The organism is Ruegeria sp. AF1 (assembly GCF_056542125.1).
In genome coordinates this window covers 226,436-243,675 of record NZ_JBQFZG010000002.1, presented here as the reverse complement: position 1 = coordinate 243,675, position 17,240 = coordinate 226,436, and the positions used below count along the sequence as shown (strand labels likewise).

The window sequence follows — 17,240 nt, the reverse complement described above, 5'->3', positions numbered from 1 at the left end:
CCATCGAGAATGCACGAAAGGACAATAAATATGACCCAAATTGCCATTCATCACCATTGCAATCCCAAGAAGCAATCGCTCGGCACTATCATCAGGCGTGCTGTTTCCCTGAAGCGTCAACGCCGTCGGCTGGCGCGACTTGATGATCGCGCCCTTCAGGACATCGGAGTCTCTAGATCAGAGGCTGATGCCGAAGCCAGACGTTTCGTCTGGGACGCGCCGGAATTCTGGCAGAAATGATGCAAATACATATCTTTAGTTCATGAGTGGCGGTCACGTGTTGCGGATCGCCACTTTTGTTGCGTAAATTAGTAGGTTTTCCGCGGTAAATACTTGAAACACAGCCCTGAGTTGCCGATATTTGCCTAGAACGCTTCCCTCATAGCAGGGGGGCTGAATAATTATGTAAAGGGAGACCCTTTGATGGCACAATTCGACACGATCCGGACGGCGGCCGGCGCGCGCGCTGCCGAGATTGATGAGGGCCTGCGCGCCCATATGAACAAAGTCTACGGCACTATGTCCGTCGGCATGCTGATTACGTTCGCAGCAGCCTGGGCCATCGCGGGCCTGGCAACCACAAGCGATCCGTCAGCCGCGGCGGCACAGTTGAATGCCGATACCTATCTGACATCGCTGGGCTATAGCATTTACGCGTCGCCCCTGCGCTGGGTCATCATGTTTGCACCTTTGCTGTTTGTTTTCGGCTTCAGCGCCGGGATCAACCGCATGTCGGCAGCCGCCGCACAGCTGGTGTTCTACGTTTTTGCTGCGGTGATGGGCATTTCGATCAGCTGGATCTTCCTTGTTTTCACCGGTGAGTCGGTCATCCAGGTCTTCCTGATCACCGCAATCGCGTTCGCGGGCCTGTCCCTGTACGGTTACACAACCAAGAAAGACTTGTCCGCCATGGGCACTTTCCTGATGATGGGCCTGATCGGCCTGATCGTCGCGATGGTTGTGAACATCTTTCTGGCGTCTTCGGCGGTTGCCTTTGCAATCTCGGCCATCGGCGTTCTGATCTTCGCGGGCCTGACCGCCTACGACACCCAGAACATCAAGACCACATACCTGCAAATGGCCCATAGTGGCGATCAGGAATGGCTGGGCAAGGCCGCTATCATGGGTGCATTGAACCTGTACCTGGACTTCATCAACCTGTTTATGTTCCTGCTGCAATTCCTGGGCAACCGCGAGTAATTGCATGCCATTGGTATGGGAAAAGGCCGGTCATCAGACCGGCCTTTTTTTTGTTTTGAACCAACTGGTGATAGAGCTTGTCCGGCGCACAAGTTCTACCGGAAAAGGCAGCGATGTACGCGCGCCCGGTCAAGAAAAAGCCCCCGCTAGATCGGCGAGGGCTTGATACATCAGAAGGTATAAGACTTAGCTACAGTTCAACGGTACTGCAAAGCCCGAACTACGCTCGGACGTGCCTTTGCGGAACACATCGCCGGCAGGTAGACACCCGGTGAAACGCTCGGCCTCTTGCGCAAAACCAACGCCGACCGAGTTGTCGACCTTAACGCTGTTCGTCGGCGTACGAAGGACACCATACAAGGTTCCGTTGACACTGACGGTGCTCAAGAACAGATTCGTATCGCTGCCCTGTAGCTGGACCGCATTGCCCGGCGTCTGCCCGCCATTGTCGATGGCAACGGACGCCACCTTGGATGGATCCACTTCATCAACCAAGAGAGTGACGGTCTGAAGCTCTGCCAGTTCGGCAGGGACGTTCGTTTCGGGCGGCAGAAAAGCGACGGCTCCGGGAACGTCGGAAATCGTGCGGGGTTCGCCATCGATTCCAGTAAACCCGACACCTTTGCGGTTGAACGGGTCTTCACAGGCCGCCAAAGTCAGAACGGCTATTGTGGATAACAAGATTTTTTTCATGGCGGTCAACATTTTGTGGCGGTTTGCTCAAGCGTACTTGCAGGTCGGCACAAAAAGCAAGCCACAGGCCATGCGATTGCATCGGTGGCTGATGCGCTCCTGCAACGGCCCCAAGTGGGCAAGTTGATGTTTCTGGCAACCAACCACCGGAATTCAGCACGAAAAAAGGCTCTGCCAAGCAGAGCCTTTTTGGAAAGTCCAAATGGAACGGAAAGATTACTTGATCTTGCCTTCCTTGTACTCGACATGCTTCCGAACGACCGGATCGTATTTACGAATGGTCATTTTCTCGGTCATGGTGCGTGCGTTCTTTTTGGTCACGTAGAAGTGGCCCGTGCCCGCGGTCGAGTTCAGACGGATCTTGATTGTCGTCGGCTTCGCCATGGTTATCTCCTGCGTCCGGAAAGGCAGGGGCCTTTCGGTTGAATTCCTATGAGCGTGCGCTTTTACGCGCTACGCCGTGCATGTCAAGGCCAATCGGACGATCCCAGCCCAGGAATCGGGCACAGGTTCAACCCGGCAACGTTGGTGCGCCCATATAGTTGTGAATCTGGTCTCTTTCACCGTCCGAAAGGCCCAGCGCAGTGGACAATTGCCGCAAATATGCGGCCTCACGATCATTGTCCAACCGTATTGCCGCCAGAGAAATCGCATAAATCTGCGTTCCGAGAGGCGCCCCAGAATCAGCTGCCAGACCCATTACGTCGACGGGTGCGTTCAGTTGTTCCTGCACAAATGCGCGTTCTTCGTCGCTGATGTCATCGCCCAGTTCACCCAGGATCGTTTCTTTCTCGTGTTCATCCAATTCGCCGTCTGCCTTGGCCGCCTGGATCATTGCCCGCAACATAAGCTTGGCCTGAGCTTCCATCGCGGCCCCGGCTGGTGTTCCGCCAAACACCGTCTCCATCATGTCGGTGGTTTGCTGGCTGCCAGTTCTGGCCGCCCCCTGCATCGCATTCAAAAGCCTGCCAAGACCGGCGGCACCGGCGGTACTGCCACCCAACCCCATCTTGCCCATCATATCCTGAAGGCCTGTCGCACCTCCGGGAAGGCCGAACTGTTGGGCCATCTTGCCGAGCTGATCCATGCCAAGGCCACCGCCTGCGCCTTGCATCATGTCCTGCAAGCCAGCCATTCCGCCCATTTTCTGGTATTTTTCCAGCCCCTTCGCGGCTGCGAAACCAACTGCAACGGACGCAAGTGTCTTCATAAAGCTCATGACAATCCTCCCGGTTTTTCAAAATATGCCCCAATTCTATCAGAGGAATGCAAAGGCGAATACCACGTTCAACCCCCACGGGATTCTGGACTGAATTTCCAAGCCGGTGAGGACCGGACGGCAGTGACTAAGTTTGTACATATCACGATATCGTGATAGGTTTACCGCGACTGATACGTCCAAGAGGCCGACTTCAGGCTCGACGGCCAAGGCAGTGTAAACAGGTAATGCCCGCGCGGAGCAGTGTTGTTTTACGCAGCTTTTCTTGGGGGGCTATCATGACAGAGTGGGTTATTCAGGGCGAAGAACTGGCCAATTGTAATTGCAATTTCGGTTGCCCCTGCCAATTCAGCGTTCTTCCATCTCATGGCAATTGCGAGGCAGTGGTCGTTTTCGACATCGAAAGCGGACATTATGGCGATACTGATCTGGCAGGTTTGCGGGCAGCAGGTGTTTATCACTGGCCGGGACCGATCCACGAAGGCAATGGTCAGATGCAACTGATCATTGACGAAAGTGCTACAGCCGAACAGCGCGCAGCATTGCAGGCCATCATGACCGGCGAAGACACCGATGAAATGGCGACCATGTGGTACGTTTACAGTGCGATGGCACCGACGAAACATGAAACGCTTTTTGTACCGATCGAATTGAACTGGAACCGCGATGATCGCAGTGGCTATGCCAGGGTTCAAGGGGTCTTCGACGTCGAGGTCAGCCCGATTCCTCATATCGTATCGGGCGCTGCGCACAGGGCATCGATCCAGTTGCCGAACGGCTTTGAGTACCGCCACGCCGAGGCTGCCTCCGGGTCGGCCAAAACAACGGGTGGTGAGATCAGTCTTACCTTTGACGCCACGCACGCTCATCTCGCACATCTGAACCTCTCGGGTCACGGTGTTCTGGGCGCGTAGCCGGAGACTTTCTCATGACCAGACAGAGTGCGGCAGCCCCTGCCGGGGCGATTGAGCGGCTGTTGAGGCAGGACAATGCAATCGTGTTGGGCAGCGTCCTTCTGATCATTCTTGCAGCCACCTGGTACACAGTTGCCGGCGTCGGGATGAGTATGTCTGCGGTCGAAATGACCCGCATGGCAGGCCCGGTTGGAGAGCCCATGCAGATGGGTTCCGCAACCGTCTGGAGCTTCGGTTACACCCTGCTCATCTTCCTGATGTGGTGGATCATGATGATTGCCATGATGACCCCAAGTGCCGCGCCAGCCGTGCTTTTGTTTGCCGCAACAAAGCGAATGGGTCCTGAGAAAGACCGTGCGGCAAAGTTCAGCCTGTGTTTCCTGTTGGGCTATCTGGTGACCTGGGGTGCGTTCAGCCTGGCTGCAACGGCAATGCAGTGGGAGTTGGAACATATCGGGCTGTCGAACGGGCCGATGATGACAATCCGCTCCGGCCTCTTCGCGGGATGTGTTCTGCTGGCTGCCGGGTTTTACCAGTTTTCGAGTTTAAAGAACGCGTGTCTTCGTTACTGCCAAAGCCCCGCAAGGTTTCTGGCCGGTCACAACCGGCCCGGCCCCTTCGGCGCGTTCAGAACCGGAGCCTTGCACGGCACACATTGCCTTGGGTGCTGCTGGACTCTGATGTTGCTGCTATTCATCGGGGGGATAATGAACCTCTATTGGATTGTCGGTATCGCCGCTTACGTGGCACTGGAAAAGCTTCTACCCAGGACCAGGTGGTTGGTGCCAGTGTCAGGTGTGGCACTGATCGGCACAGGTCTTTGGTTTATCATGGCACCGTTGATTTTTGACATTTGACACGTGACAGCCTTCGGGGTCGGCTGACTGAAAGGCCCTGTAATTTTCGTTAATACGGAGGTTCCAATGCCCATTTTCATTACCTATGCGACTTACTCGCAGGCTGGCGTCAAAGGCATGTTGCAAAAGCCCGAGAACCGCACCGGCCCGGTGAAAGCATTACTGGAGAAAGTCGGCGGTCGACTGTTGTCCTTCTACATGACGACCGGCAGCAATGACGTGGTCGTGATCAGCGAAGCGCCAGACGGAACAGATGCTGTGGCGGTCGGCATGGCAGTCGCGGCATCGGGTGCGGTCACGAACATAGAAACGGTTCGAGCCTGGACTGCGGACGAGTTCGTTTCGGTCACTGAGAAAGCCGCAAGGTTGACGGGGACGTACACGCCGCCCGGAGGATAAAAGGATACGCGCGGAGGGCCTGTAAGCCGGATCTTGTTCCGGGGTTTCCCCCTTCAATGACCATTCCTCTAGGCCGTGCATTGCTGCACGGCTCAAGCTGCCAACCCGGTCCCTCTCGGCCAAGACGCACTTAGCGGCGGTATCGGCTTGCGCCGACCGGCCCGCGCGGGGACCCTATTTGGCATTGCTCCCGGTGGGGCTTGCCGTGCCGCCACTGTTGCCAGCGGCGCGGTGGGCTCTTACCCCACCGTTTCACCCTTACCCGGGGCCGAGGCCCTGGGCGGTCTGATTTCTGTGGCGCTTTCCGTCGGGTTGCCCCGCCCGGGCGTTACCCGGCACCGTTGTCTTGTGGAGTCCGGACTTTCCTCTCGGGCGTACGCCCCAGCGGCCATCCGGCCCTCCGCGCCTGGGCTGGGTAGGCTTTGTGGTCTGCGGCGTCAAGAGCTGACGGATCAGAGAAGGGGCCAGCCCCTTCTCGGCCTGCGGCCAATTCAACCCCGGGATATTTTTGGCCAGATGAAGAGCGGATCAGGTTGTTATGTCCGACGGGGTGAGCGCATTCATATCCGCCATGTCCAGCGGACCTTTCGCCCAGGGTCGAAATCGCAATCGGACAGCCGCCAGCAGTTTTGCATCGTCCACGGGGGCGGTGAAACCTGCCATCCGAGCAGAGGCGCGAAATGCTTCTGCATCAGGTGACATCGGATCAATTCCTGTGCCGCGCGGTTTGGCCAGCGCTTGCCTTTCGAGCCTGTTCCAGTCGAAGCGCGGCCCAGGGTCGGATTTGCGCCCGGGCGCCATGTCGGAATGTCCGATGACCCCGGACGGCGTAATGGACCAGCGGGTCATGATCAGGGGCAACAGCTGTTCCAGCACTGCCATTTGCGGCTGCGAGAACGGATGTGTTCCGGTATTGTCCAGTTCGATCCCAACCGAGCGCGAGTTGATGTCGTCCTTGCCGCCCCATTCCCCTGCCCCGGCATGCCAGGCGCGATCTTCTTCCCGCACCATTTGCCAAAGGGTGCCGTCATTGCCGATCAGGTAATGGGCCGAAACCTCGGAAGCCGGGTCGCACAGGCGATCCAGAGCCGCCAGTGCACTGTCCATGGCCGTATAGTGGATCACGATCAAGAATGGCACCAACCCGCCCCGGCGCTTGCCGAAATTCGGAGACGGATGCCAGATCGGCGTCAGGGCGTCAGTTGTTAACGGCACTGCGGAACGGGCTGGGGTCCCAGCCACAGGCATAGCCGTCGCCGTCCGGGTCCAGACCCTTGCGGTCACGTTGCGGACCGCCGTTGGACAGGAATTCGATCTGAGCCTGATCCGGTGACGGGAATTGCGCACAGTTCCGCTGTGCCTTGGCTTGCAGGTTGAAACCGGAGCGGCTGTAGAGTTGCGTGCCCACCGGATTGGAGGTGCTTAGCGCATATTGTACGATATTCGGCTGGCCGCTCGCCGTGCGCTCAGGCACGGCGGTTGGTGCGACAACTTCGTAGGTCTGGCGGTTTTGTTCAATCCGCGCGGCATCGGATTGGATGCTGCGCCTCTCGGACACGGCCGCGAAGTCCTGCTCGTCAGAGATCGCACTGCTGCTGGAGCCGGAAGCCGGCGACGCGGGGACCGAGGATTGCCCGGACGTGCTGGCCAACGCTGCGGCGGTCTGGTTGGCGATGTCCGCATTTTCACCCGTTGCAAAGGTTGATGCTCCTGACGCGCCCAGTGGTTGCTGGGAAACATCGACCGGAGCCAGCAGCGGATTGATCGCTCCACCCTGGCCGGCCAATTGAGCCTCGCGCCGCGCCTGATATTCAGGCGTGTTGAAACCCGTGCTGGTCAACGGCGCGACATTGGTGCAGGCCGCAGCCAGTGTCAGGGCCGGGACCAAAAGCAAAACACGCATTGTTTGGCTCCGTTTTTGGTAATCCACTTTCCCGAAGGCTTACCACCATTTGCCGGGCTTGGCCACAAATCCGGCTGCGTTTTCCAGCGCATAAGCGGTGTTGAGCAAGTCACCTTCTTCCCACGGGCGCCCGATCAGCTGCAACCCCAATGGAAGACCTTGTGTATCCAGGCCTGCGGGGACCGAGATACCGGGCAAGCCCGCGAGGTTCACGGTAACCGTAAAGACGTCGTTCAAATACATCTGAACAGGGTCCGCCTCGGTCATTTCCCCCAGACCGAACGCCGCCGAAGGGGTTGCCGGTGTCAGAATGGCATCGATGCCCGCGGCAAACACGTTTTCGAAGTCTTTCTTGATCAGGGTCCGGACCCGGCGCGCGCGGTTGTAATAGGCATCATAGAAACCTGCGGACAGCACATATGTGCCGACCATCACGCGGCGCTGCACCTCGGGGCCAAAGCCTTCGGCGCGAGTCTTTTCGTACATCTCAGTGATGCCATCGCCCTGCGCCAGCTGTGCGCGGCGGCCATAGCGAACACCGTCATAGCGGGCGAGGTTCGAAGATGCCTCGGCCGGGGCAATCACGTAATAGGCGGGCAGCGCGTATTTGGTATGCGGAAGCGAAATATCGACAATCTCGGCACCCGCGGCTTTCAGCATCGCTGCGCCATCGGCCCAGAGTTTTTCGATCTCGGCGGGCATGCCGTCCATACGGTACTCTTTCGGGATACCGATCTTCTTGCCCTTGATGTCACCAGTCAGCATGGCCTCGAAATTCGGGACGGCCAGTTCGGCACTGGTCGAATCCTTGGGGTCATGCCCGCACATGGTTTCCAGCATGATTGCTGCATCACGTACGTTCTTGGTCATTGGTCCTGCCTGATCCAGCGAGGAGGCGAAGGCGACGATGCCCCAACGAGAGCAACGACCATAGGTGGGTTTGATGCCCGTGATGCCAACAAAGGCCGCAGGCTGGCGGATCGAGCCACCGGTGTCGGTACCTGTCGCCGCCAGGCACAAATCAGCAGCCACGGCAGACGCAGAGCCGCCAGAGGAGCCGCCCGGTGTCAGATGCGCATCATCGTTGCCACGGCGCCATGGGCTGACCGCATTGCCATAGGTCGAAGTTTCGTTGGACGATCCCATGGCGAATTCGTCCATGTTCAGTTTACCCAGCATCACCGCGCCCGCGTCGGCCAGTTGCTGTGAAACCGTGGATTCGTATTCCGGCTTGAACCCTTCCAGGATTTGCGACGCCGCCTGCGACGGCACACCCTTGGTGCAAAACAGATCCTTGATACCGATCGGCAGGCCACACATCGACGGTGCATCGCCACGCTGGATCCGCTCATCCGCGGCCTTGGCGCGTTCCATCGCAATTTCCGGCGTCTTGTGGACAAAAGCGTTCAGCGCATCTGCCTCGTCAATGGCTTTCAGGCAGGCGTCAGTCAGCTCGACAGAAGTGACGTCACCGGAACGCAGGGCATCGCGTGCCTCGGCCAGACCCAGTTTGTTCAGATCGCTCATGTCTTACTCCACCACTTTAGGGACTGCGAAGAACCCTTCGCGGGCGTCAGGGGCGTTGGCCAGAACCTTGTCCTGCTGGTTGCCGTCGGTCACCTCGTCCTTACGGCGTTTCAGCCGCATCGGCGTGACCGAAACCATCGGCTCGACACCTTCGACATCCACTTCGTTCAGCTGTTCGATGAACCCGAGGATGGTGTTGAACTCGGATGCCAGCGCCGGGAGCGCGTCATCCTCGACCTTGATCCGGGCCAGTTTGGCCACTTTGGCGGCGGTGCTTTGGTCAATCGACATCGGCTTCCCTCATCTACGTTATGGGGCGTTTACCTGTCTGTCGCGGCAGTCGCAAGACCGCTGCGCCACAGGCCGTGGCGAGTTTTTGATCCCCCACATGACACCCGCCATTCAAAACTGAATGAGTGGTATGCAAAAACGTAAACTGATTAGTTCAATATTGATCTTGAAAACTGAACTATACTGTTCATTTCTAATTGTGCGACACAACGCAAACCGGAGAAAACCATGAAACCCCTGATGATTGCCGCAGTCTTGTCCGCCACCTTTTTGGCCGCACCGGCCATGGCCTTGGGTATCGACACAAACAACCTGACACGCACGTTGACCTTCCCGTCGCCTGTGACGGAGCCGGTCACACAGGACAAGGTTAAACCTGCAAAGTGACGCGCAGGTTCCGGCCGGGTCGGATATCCCCTCTCCGACCCGGCCAAAGCGCATATTCGAGGGTGCACAGCCCAAAGCGAGTCGTTAGCATTGCTGCAAATACCAAAAAGGAACTGCATAGGGCACTTGCGGTTCTGACAAGCAAGTGGAGCAGCTGATGAACACGCAAAAACAAGCGGTCCTGGATGCCATTGATGCGGCCAACGCAAATGACCCCAATCGCGATGATGGCCGCCCCGAAGCGCAGCTTTACGGCGAGCGGATGAGCGCAGAGCTTGACCGACTGTTTCCGGGCGCGTCCGACGCCTTGCAGATTGCGGCGCGTGGTCAACATGTGGAGCGGTGGAAACTTGCCCGCAATGAATTCCCTGAAGGCCGGGCGGGTTATCTGGCCTGGCGCAAGGCGCAGGGTGTGCATCACGCGGATGTGGTGATGAGTTTGATGACCCAAGAAGGCTATGACGCCGAGCAGGCCGAAGCCGCGGGTCGCATGTTGCGCAAGCAAGGCATCAAACGCGATGCAGAGGTGCAGGCGCTGGAAGATGTGATCTGCTTTGTATTTCTGAAATGGTATTTCCAGCCCTTTGCGGCGAAACACTCAGCCGAGAAAATCCAAAGCATCGTTGAGAAGACTGCCCGCAAGATGTCGCCCGAGGGCCGCGCACGGGTTTTGTGCGAATTCGACCTGCCGGATCATCTGGCCGCGGCCTTTCAAGACTGAGAAAAGGGCCGCGCCGTTTCACCGACAGAATCATAAGTCTGAAGGATGGTCACGACAGGCCTCCACGACATATGCTCATGATCCACGAGTTTGGGTGAAGCGGCCCCTGATGAGGGCCGCACGATACACTTCGATCATCCAGCCCAGCGTAATGGCATTCAGGATATGCCACATGAAATGTGTCCCCACCGGCCATTGAGCACAGAGACGCATATCGAGGGCACGGAAGGCAATCGACAGGATCAGGATCAACGCCCCGATTTTCAGCCCTTTGGCCAGAATCGGATCACGGTCGCGCAACGCAACAGCATAGATCAGGATCAGCAAAGCGACCGGCGCATAAACCGCCGACCCTCCAAGCCCCGGAACCTGTTGGAAAAGTGGGACAGCAGCAGCCGCATAGGGAAGAAAAAGAAGCATTCCCCCGAACGCCAGCCCCAAAGGCATCCTCCAGATGTTTTTGTTCACCGCAAAGATATAGACCAAAATGAACGACAGTATGGGCGCGACATCCGCCAAAGCCGCCCATACCTGCGCATGCGTGTGAAACAGGTAACTGCCAAACCCGATGATCGCCAGAAGCGCCACCAGAACCTTGGCCAGCGGCATGTTCTGATTGCGCACGCGCCGCCACATGACCCATGCGCAAATCAGAAAAGCAGCGTTTGTGACCGCGTTAACGGGCTCGGCCCAGTAGGCCGGAGACAACCGCTCGCAATACCCGTTTATTTCACGAAACCAATCCATGGAAATTTACTTATCCGATGTTAGGCTGCCGCCAACAGAATGATTGGGAGGAAATAATTATGAACATTATCTGGTTGGGCCATGGAAGTTTCCGTATCGAAACCCAGGGACAGGTACTGCTAATCGACCCCTGGCTGACCGGCAACCCGGTCTTGCCCGAGGAACAGCATGACGCCGCCGTTGATGGCGCCACCCACATCCTTCTGACCCATACACATTTTGACCATGTCGTCGACGTTCTGCCTTTGGCCAAACACCTGAAGATTCCGGTTGTGGGACAATATGACCTGATGGGGTACTGGGCCGAAGCCGAAAGCATCGAGACCATTGGTTTCAACAAGGGCGGTACGGTCAACCTGAACGGGGTCAAGGTAACAATGGTCCCGGCCTCTCACAGCTCGACATTTTCGACACCGGATGGCCTGCGCACGGGCGGCAGCGAGGTCGGCTTCATGATCAGTACCGAGGGCCGCATGGTCTATGTATCAGGTGACACGGATATCATGGCGGATATGGACTGGATGGGGGATTACTACAAACCCGATATCGGCATCCTGTCCGCAGGTGGGCACTTCACCATGGATATGAAAGGCGCCGCCTATGCAGCCAAACGATACTTCAACTTCAAAACTGTGATCCCCTGCCACTACAAGACCTTCCCGATTCTTGAGCAATCCGCTCAGGCGCTGGCAGGTGCTTTGCCGGGTGTAGACGTCATCGAACCGCAGGTTATGCAGGCGATAAAGCTGTAGGGATGATATGACCAGCGACATTGTCCCTTCACCTGAACTGATCGCAGTTGTACGGCGATGGAATCAAGCCGTTCATGACAAGGATCGGGCTGTGCTGGTCAATATGTTGTCATCCTCGGAACACCTGCGGTATCAGGGCTCGGCGGATGAAGAGGCATGGTCCGGGCAGGTGTTTCGCCGTGGCTTCGCGGATCACACCAAGGAAATCCCGGACTATGACTGGCAGGAACATTCGCTGGAAGCTTTTGAATGTGGGGATGTGGGCTGGGCATTTTGCGAAGCGACGCTGACCTTTCATTCGAACGGCAATTCAGCCTGGCACCGCTTTACATTTGTACTGCATCTGGAAGACGGCGTCTGGAAAATGGTGCAGCTGCATGTGTCCAACCCAACCTCGAACATGGAAAAGATCGGCATCGAACATGCGGCGTTGAATGCACTGATCGAAGCCGCAAAGCAGGAGTTCACACAGGATCAGACCGAGGGAACCGCCTCGGTCATGTTCACTGACATTGTCGGGTCGTCAGATATCACCCGGCAATTGGGCGACAAGAAATGGGCCCAGCTTATTTCCGGTCATTTTGATCTGACTGAAAACCTCATCCACGCCCATCAGGGACGGCTGGTCAAATCCCTTGGGGACGGCACGATGTCGATCTTCCCAACGGTCCAGGATGCAATCCAGGCAGCAATCGAGCTGCAAAGTAAGAACGCGTTGGCAAATGCCGAAACACCTCTGGGTCTGCGGATTGGAATTCATACCGGCGACGTCATACAGAAAGATGAGGATTTCTTCGGGTCCGTCGTCAATAAGGCCGCGCGCGTGACAGACGTAAGTGGCCCGAACGAAATTCACGTCACCGACGTAACCAGATTGCTGGTCAGCCCGGCGGGCGGTCTGAAATTCAGCACGCCAAAATCGGTCTCACTGAAAGGGTTCGGCGGGCAGCAGACAGTGTATCGCCTGGACTGGAACTGACAGTAGCCGTCCTGTCAGGCCAGCCTCATTTTTCTTTTCGTTTTTCTGCGAAAAAATCCAGCAGCAGGGTTTCACATTCTTTGGCTGCTAAGCCGTCATAGACCTCGGGCTTGTGATGCGCTTGCGGGTGGGAAAAAACCCTCGCGCCATGGGCCACGCCGCCGGATTTGGGATCGGAAGCCCCGTAATAAACGCGCCGGATACGCGCGGCCGCCAGGGCCGCTGCGCACATGGCGCAGGGTTCCAGTGTGACATAGATATCATGTCCGGGCAGTCTTTCAGATCCAGCATGGGCACAGGCCGCGCGCAAAGCCAGGATTTCTGCATGCGCCGTTGGGTCGTTCGACTCACGCGTCCGGTTTCCTGCCACCGCCACAACAGAGCCGTCCGGCCCGACAATGACCGCGCCAACGGGCACTTCGCCGCGATCCGCTGCAGCGCGCGCCTCACTCAGTGCCTGTTCCATATGCGATTTGAACATCATGCCCCTGACTGCATCAGAAACCTGCCTTTCGCAAGCGCGCGGGATAGGGTATGGCCCAGACATGAACAAGACCCCTCCTCCCGGCGACCGGATCGCCAAAGTCCTGGCCCGCGCCGGCGTCGCGTCGCGGCGCGAGGCCGAACGCATGATCGAAGCTGGCCGCGTGGCCGTAAATGGCAAGGCCATCGACAGCCCCGCCCTGAACGTAACAGAAAAAGACAAGATCGTTGTCGACGGTAAACCGGTCTCGGAACCGGAACCCTCGCGCTTGTGGCTGTATCACAAGCCTGCTGGGCTGGTCACAACAACCCGCGACGAAAAAGGGCGCGATACGATTTTCGACAAGCTGCCCGAAGACATGCCGCGGGTGATGAGCGTTGGCCGGCTTGACCTGAATTCCGAAGGTCTGCTGCTGCTGACTAATGATGGTGCTATCAAGCGCAAGCTTGAACTGCCAGCGACCGGCTGGTTGCGCAAATACCGTGTGCGGGTAAACGGCCGCCCGAAAGACGAAGATTTCGAACCGCTGCGCAAAGGGCTGGTGATTGAGGGAGAGCGGTTCCAGCCGATGACCGTCACGCTGGATCGCCAGCAAGGGGCCAATGCCTGGCTGACCATCGGTCTGCGCGAAGGAAAGAACCGTGAAATCCGCCGCGCGATGGAAGATATCGGTTTTAATGTGAACCGTTTGTTGCGGGTTTCTTACGGACCGTTCCAATTGGGCAATCTGAAGCCGGGCGAAGTCGAAGAAATCCGCCGCCGCGTTATGCGCGATCAACTTGGCCTGGATTCGGATGCCAAACCCGAAGCGGCCCCCAAACGCCCGACGCGACCACAAAGAAAACGCCCGCCCATCGGCAAGAATCCCCGCAAGTGATGCAGGTTCGGCAACCTTCCCCCTAGCGCCAAGCATGCGTATCCCCTAAATTTTCTGTGATTGCTGCTATTTGGGGAGCGTGATGTCCGGAAGCGGAGTGCAAAAATTCGCCTACGCCGTATTGCTGGTGCTTTTGTTTGGCGTGTGCACAGGCGTGCTTGGGGGCTTGTAACGCATGGCAAAGCGATTTGGCGGCAAATACAGCCCTCAGGACAATGCGTCCGGTGACACTCTTCAGCCCCGTGGACAATTCGATGGCGCGCGGGTCGAACCTGCGGGTGCACGGGCCAATGTCCTGTTCATACCGGCGATCCCATTGGTATTTCTGTCGCTGAACGACGGCGCGATTGGCATGACCATTGGTCTGATCGCAGCTGGCCTGCTGACGGCAGCTGCGTTTTTGCTGCGCGAAGGTCTGCGGGCCGAAGCCGCGTTTAACGCCCGTAAAACCGCCCGCCGACCTGCTTTTCCGCGTAAAATCTTTGCCAGCCTTCTGACAGGTCTGGGTGCCGCTCTTGCGTCGTACCGGACCGAGTTTCTGAATGCGGAAACGGCATCACAAGTCAGCCTGCTTGCCCCCGTCTTGTTCGGCGCGGCAGCAACCGTGCTGCATTCGGCCTCCTTCGGGTTTGATCCGATGAAGGACAAAGGCATGGAAGGAATTGACACCTTTCAGCAAGATCGCGTTGCCCGGGTCGTTGAGGATGCGGAAAACCGTCTTTCCGAGATGACGGACGCCATCAAACGCGCGGGTGATCGCCGGATCGAAGCCCGTTTGGAACGGTTTCAGGACACTGCACGTGACCTTTTTCGAACGGTCGAGGAAGACCCCCGCGATCTGGCGGGCGCGCGAAAATACATGACGGTTTATCTACAGGGCGCGCGTGATGCGACGGTCAAGTTCGCCGATGTCTATGCCCGGACCCGCGATGCGCAGGCGATGACGGACTACGTCGCGCTGCTGGATGACCTAGAACAGAATTTCGCCGCGCGTACGCGCAAAATACTATTGGATGACCGCAGTGATCTGACGGTCGAAATCGACGTGCTGCGCGAAAGACTGCAGCGCGAAGGCGTCCGGTTGGACTGACCGGCCATTATTTGAGCGAGGAACATCCCCATGTCCGATGAGATCCAGAACAAGGCGGCTCAGGCCGAAACACTGGTGCAGGAAGTCACCGCAGTTGCCCTGCCCGAACCAAAGGCCGAGGTTATCTCGCTTGAAGAAGCCGACGAACCAGTGAGTGCCGAGATCCGCAAGCGCATGGACGAGATCGACATGAGCAACACCAATTCGATTGTTGCTTTCGGATCTTCCGCTCAGGCCGAATTGCAGGAAATCAGTCAGGCCATGCTGGCGGATGTGCGCAACAAGGATGTAGGCCCCGCAGGCGACAGCCTGCGCAATATCGTGACCACGATCCGCGGGTTTTCGGTCAGTGAGCTGGACGTGCGCCGCGAGCGCAGCTGGTGGGAAAGGCTGCTGGGCAGGGCCGCGCCATTTGCGAAATTCACCGCTCAGTTTGAAGAAGTTCAGGGGCAAATCGACCGCATAACCGACGATCTTCTGGGGCATGAGCATACACTGCTCAAGGACATCAAATCGCTGGACCTGCTGTACGAAAAAACACTGGGCTTCTATGATGAACTGGCGCTGTACATCGCGGCGGGTGAAGAAAAGCTGACCGAATTGGACAGCCACGACATCCCCGAAAGGGAAGCTGCCGTTCAGGCCGCGCCAGAAGAAGAACAAGTGATGAAAGCGCAGGAACTGCGTGACATGCGCGCCGCGCGTGACGATTTGGAGCGCCGCGTGCACGATCTGAAACTGACCCGTCAGGTCACGATGCAGTCGCTGCCTTCGATTCGGCTGGTGCAGGAGAACGACAAGTCTCTGGTCACAAAGATCAACTCGACGCTGGTGAACACCGTGCCGCTGTGGGAAACGCAACTGGCACAGGCCGTTACCATTCAGCGCAGCGCCGAAGCTGCCGCCGCGGTGCGCGACGCCAACGATTTGACCAACGAGCTTTTGACTTCGAATGCTGCCAATCTGCGCCAGTCGAACAAGATGATCCGCGAGGAAATGGAACGCGGCGTGTTCGATATCGAAGCTGTCAAAAAGGCCAACGCAGACCTGATCGGCACTATCAACGAAAGCCTGGCCATTGCGGATGAAGGAAAAGCCAAACGTGCCGCGGCCGAGGCCGAGCTGCAGAAGATGGAGGCGGAACTGCGCGACACTCTGGCATCCGCCAAGGCGCGACGAGACGGGACCGGCGACAACGCCGGAACCGCTCTCCCCGGCTGAGGCTGAACTGGGCGTGCGGGATATTACATATCTAAAAAAGGCGCTGGGGATGGCGGCGTTTTTGGCTTTGGCCAATTGCGATGAAACACTGACATCCTCGATTGCGCCGCAAGCGCGCCCAGCGCCTGTTTCTGTTGCGGCGAATGCCTATGTACCGCCCTCTGCCGCAAGTCAGGATCTGGCGCGGTTTTACCAGCGTGTCGAACGCGACCTTCTGGTGCGGGGGTTATTGCGGACAGACGGGGGCGGGCCCGATACGCCTTATGACGCCCAGGATCTGGCGCGGAATTTCGAAGCGATTGCGTTCTACAGCGAATATCCGACCCAAAACGTTTCCATCGGTTCGCGCCAGACAGACGGGCAGCTCAGCCGTTGGTCGGGGCCGGTGCGCATCCAGACTGAGTTTGGGCCTTCCGTGCTGCCTGTTGTACGGGAACAGGATGCGGAACGGGTTCAGTCCTTTGCCTCGCGCCTGGCGAGGCTGACGGATCATCCGATTTCCGTGGTCTCCCGAAACGCTAACTTCCACGTCTTCTTCGCGGGCAAGGACGACAGCGCCTATGTGGTGTCCCGACTGAAACAGCTGATCCCGAATATCAGTCAGGCTTCGCTTGATCTGGTCGCAAATCCGAGATCGAATTTCGATTGTTTTGTTTTTGCCTCGGCGACAACGGCCTCTCCGTATAAATATGTGCGCGCCGTTGCGTTGATCCGGGCCGAATTGACTGATCTGGTCCGTCGCAGCTGTATCCACGAAGAAATCGCACAGGGGCTGGGATTGTCGAACGACAGCCCGGCAGCGCGCCCATCGATCTTCAATGATGATGACGAGTTTGCCCTGCTGACGAGCCATGACGAAAAACTGCTGACAATGCTTTATGACAAGCGGCTTGAGCCCGGCGTGACAGTCGATCAGGCCCGCCCCATCGTGCATGTCATTGCCCGGGAATTGATGGGGCAGCCGCTCTGACCCCAAGGA

Annotated in this window: 22 protein-coding genes and 1 other RNA gene; 13 read left to right on the top strand and 10 right to left on the bottom strand. The window is 57.7% G+C overall.

The genetic code is table 11. From position 1 onward, the window contains the following. Nucleotides 1–30 precede the first annotated feature (30 nt). Together ACR0BK_RS05745 and ACR0BK_RS05740 are read left to right on the top strand one after the other, a co-directional pair. Entirely contained in the window at nt 31–240 is a 210-nt protein-coding gene (locus tag ACR0BK_RS05745; protein ID WP_480475773.1) for a YjiS-like domain-containing protein, read from the top strand. 183 nt (nt 241–423) lie between these two features. Continuing rightward, a complete protein-coding gene (locus tag ACR0BK_RS05740) occupies nt 424–1,200 on the top strand; it encodes a Bax inhibitor-1/YccA family protein (RefSeq protein ID WP_480493742.1) in 777 nt (258 codons plus the stop codon). 186 nt (nt 1,201–1,386) lie between these two features. Here the strand turns inward: ACR0BK_RS05740 and ACR0BK_RS05735 are convergent, their stop codons facing one another. From ACR0BK_RS05735 to ACR0BK_RS05725, 3 genes are all read right to left on the bottom strand, one after another. After that, nucleotides 1,387–1,893 carry a hypothetical protein gene (locus tag ACR0BK_RS05735; protein ID WP_480475769.1) on the bottom strand — a complete coding sequence of 169 codons (507 nt, stop codon included), beginning with the start codon at nt 1,891–1,893 and terminating at the stop codon, nt 1,387–1,389. A gap of 216 nt (nt 1,894–2,109) precedes the next feature. Further along, nucleotides 2,110–2,277 carry a 50S ribosomal protein L33 gene (gene rpmG, locus ACR0BK_RS05730; RefSeq protein ID WP_037309480.1) on the bottom strand — a complete coding sequence of 56 codons (168 nt, stop codon included), beginning with the start codon at nt 2,275–2,277 and terminating at the stop codon, nt 2,110–2,112. 127 nt (nt 2,278–2,404) lie between these two features. Next, nucleotides 2,405–3,112 (bottom strand): DUF533 domain-containing protein, encoded by a 708-nt coding sequence (locus tag ACR0BK_RS05725; RefSeq protein WP_480554030.1) that lies wholly within the window; start codon nt 3,110–3,112, stop codon nt 2,405–2,407. Nucleotides 3,113–3,390: 278 nt separating this feature from the next. Here ACR0BK_RS05725 and ACR0BK_RS05720 point away from each other — a divergent pair, with 278 nt between their 5' ends. The 3 genes from ACR0BK_RS05720 to ACR0BK_RS05710 all read left to right on the top strand — a co-directional run bounded on the left by ACR0BK_RS05720 (nt 3,391) and on the right by ACR0BK_RS05710 (nt 5,282). Continuing rightward, nucleotides 3,391–4,026, top strand: a complete 636-nt coding sequence (locus ACR0BK_RS05720) for a DUF1326 domain-containing protein (protein ID WP_209504621.1) — start codon at nt 3,391–3,393, stop codon at nt 4,024–4,026. 14 nt (nt 4,027–4,040) lie between these two features. Continuing rightward, on the top strand, nt 4,041–4,883 hold the full coding sequence (locus ACR0BK_RS05715) for a DUF2182 domain-containing protein (protein WP_480554029.1): 843 nt from the start codon (nt 4,041–4,043) through the stop codon (nt 4,881–4,883). A gap of 66 nt (nt 4,884–4,949) precedes the next feature. Further along, nucleotides 4,950–5,282 (top strand): GYD domain-containing protein, encoded by a 333-nt coding sequence (locus ACR0BK_RS05710; protein ID WP_480475761.1) that lies wholly within the window; start codon nt 4,950–4,952, stop codon nt 5,280–5,282. 6 nt (nt 5,283–5,288) lie between these two features. Here the strand turns inward: ACR0BK_RS05710 and rnpB are convergent. From rnpB to gatC, 5 genes are all read right to left on the bottom strand, one after another. Further along, an RNA gene (gene rnpB / locus ACR0BK_RS05705) (RNase P RNA component class A) lies at nt 5,289–5,686 on the bottom strand. Between the two features lie 124 nt (nt 5,687–5,810). Next, on the bottom strand, nt 5,811–6,524 hold the full coding sequence (locus ACR0BK_RS05700) for an N-acetylmuramoyl-L-alanine amidase (protein WP_480554028.1): 714 nt from the start codon (nt 6,522–6,524) through the stop codon (nt 5,811–5,813). After that, complete coding sequence (locus ACR0BK_RS05695; protein ID WP_480554027.1) at nt 6,481–7,185, bottom strand: hypothetical protein; 705 nt, start codon at nt 7,183–7,185, stop codon at nt 6,481–6,483. The genes ACR0BK_RS05700 and ACR0BK_RS05695 overlap by 44 nt, the downstream gene beginning before the upstream one ends. 39 nt (nt 7,186–7,224) lie before the next feature. After that, entirely contained in the window at nt 7,225–8,712 is a 1,488-nt protein-coding gene (gene gatA / locus ACR0BK_RS05690; protein WP_480554026.1) for an Asp-tRNA(Asn)/Glu-tRNA(Gln) amidotransferase subunit GatA, read from the bottom strand. A gap of 3 nt (nt 8,713–8,715) precedes the next feature. Next, nucleotides 8,716–9,003, bottom strand: a complete 288-nt coding sequence (gene gatC / locus ACR0BK_RS05685; protein WP_480475753.1) for an Asp-tRNA(Asn)/Glu-tRNA(Gln) amidotransferase subunit GatC — start codon at nt 9,001–9,003, stop codon at nt 8,716–8,718. Between the two features lie 228 nt (nt 9,004–9,231). Here gatC and ACR0BK_RS05680 point away from each other — a divergent pair, with 228 nt between their 5' ends. Beyond that, nucleotides 9,232–9,390, top strand: coding sequence for a hypothetical protein (locus tag ACR0BK_RS05680; protein ID WP_480554025.1), 159 nt, complete (start codon nt 9,232–9,234; stop codon nt 9,388–9,390). 157 nt (nt 9,391–9,547) lie between these two features. Beyond that, complete coding sequence (locus ACR0BK_RS05675) at nt 9,548–10,111, top strand: DUF4202 domain-containing protein (protein ID WP_480493731.1); 564 nt, start codon at nt 9,548–9,550, stop codon at nt 10,109–10,111. Between the two features lie 75 nt (nt 10,112–10,186). On the opposite strand, the gene ACR0BK_RS05670 is transcribed toward ACR0BK_RS05675, so the two are convergent. Next, nucleotides 10,187–10,858, bottom strand: coding sequence for a ceramidase domain-containing protein (locus ACR0BK_RS05670; protein ID WP_480554024.1), 672 nt, complete (start codon nt 10,856–10,858; stop codon nt 10,187–10,189). 59 nt (nt 10,859–10,917) lie between these two features. On the opposite strand from ACR0BK_RS05670, the gene ACR0BK_RS05665 reads away from it, so the two are divergent. Both ACR0BK_RS05665 and ACR0BK_RS05660 read left to right on the top strand, forming a co-directional pair. Next, nucleotides 10,918–11,610, top strand: a complete 693-nt coding sequence (locus ACR0BK_RS05665) for a metal-dependent hydrolase (protein ID WP_480475745.1) — start codon at nt 10,918–10,920, stop codon at nt 11,608–11,610. 7 nt (nt 11,611–11,617) lie between these two features. Next, the gene (locus ACR0BK_RS05660; protein WP_480516158.1) at nt 11,618–12,589 is read left to right on the top strand and encodes an adenylate/guanylate cyclase domain-containing protein; all 972 of its coding nucleotides are present in this window, start codon (nt 11,618–11,620) and stop codon (nt 12,587–12,589) included. A 25-nt stretch (nt 12,590–12,614) separates the two neighbouring features. Here ACR0BK_RS05660 and ACR0BK_RS05655 read toward each other — a convergent pair whose 3' ends face one another. Then, nucleotides 12,615–13,073: a nucleoside deaminase gene (locus tag ACR0BK_RS05655; RefSeq protein ID WP_480493855.1), complete on the bottom strand. Its 459-nt coding sequence runs from the start codon at nt 13,071–13,073 to the stop codon at nt 12,615–12,617. Between the two features lie 61 nt (nt 13,074–13,134). Between ACR0BK_RS05655 and ACR0BK_RS05650 the strand changes: the two genes are divergently transcribed. The 4 genes from ACR0BK_RS05650 to ACR0BK_RS05635 all read left to right on the top strand — a co-directional run bounded on the left by ACR0BK_RS05650 (nt 13,135) and on the right by ACR0BK_RS05635 (nt 17,231). Further along, nucleotides 13,135–13,950, top strand: coding sequence for a pseudouridine synthase (locus ACR0BK_RS05650; protein ID WP_480475739.1), 816 nt, complete (start codon nt 13,135–13,137; stop codon nt 13,948–13,950). 175 nt (nt 13,951–14,125) lie between these two features. Continuing rightward, nucleotides 14,126–15,040 (top strand): 5-bromo-4-chloroindolyl phosphate hydrolysis family protein, encoded by a 915-nt coding sequence (locus ACR0BK_RS05645; RefSeq protein WP_480554023.1) that lies wholly within the window; start codon nt 14,126–14,128, stop codon nt 15,038–15,040. 30 nt (nt 15,041–15,070) lie between these two features. Beyond that, nucleotides 15,071–16,261, top strand: coding sequence for a toxic anion resistance protein (locus tag ACR0BK_RS05640; protein WP_480554022.1), 1,191 nt, complete (start codon nt 15,071–15,073; stop codon nt 16,259–16,261). A 49-nt stretch (nt 16,262–16,310) separates the two neighbouring features. Beyond that, a complete protein-coding gene (locus ACR0BK_RS05635; RefSeq protein ID WP_480554141.1) occupies nt 16,311–17,231 on the top strand; it encodes a DUF2927 domain-containing protein in 921 nt (306 codons plus the stop codon). The last annotated feature ends 9 nt before the right edge of the window (nt 17,232–17,240 follow it).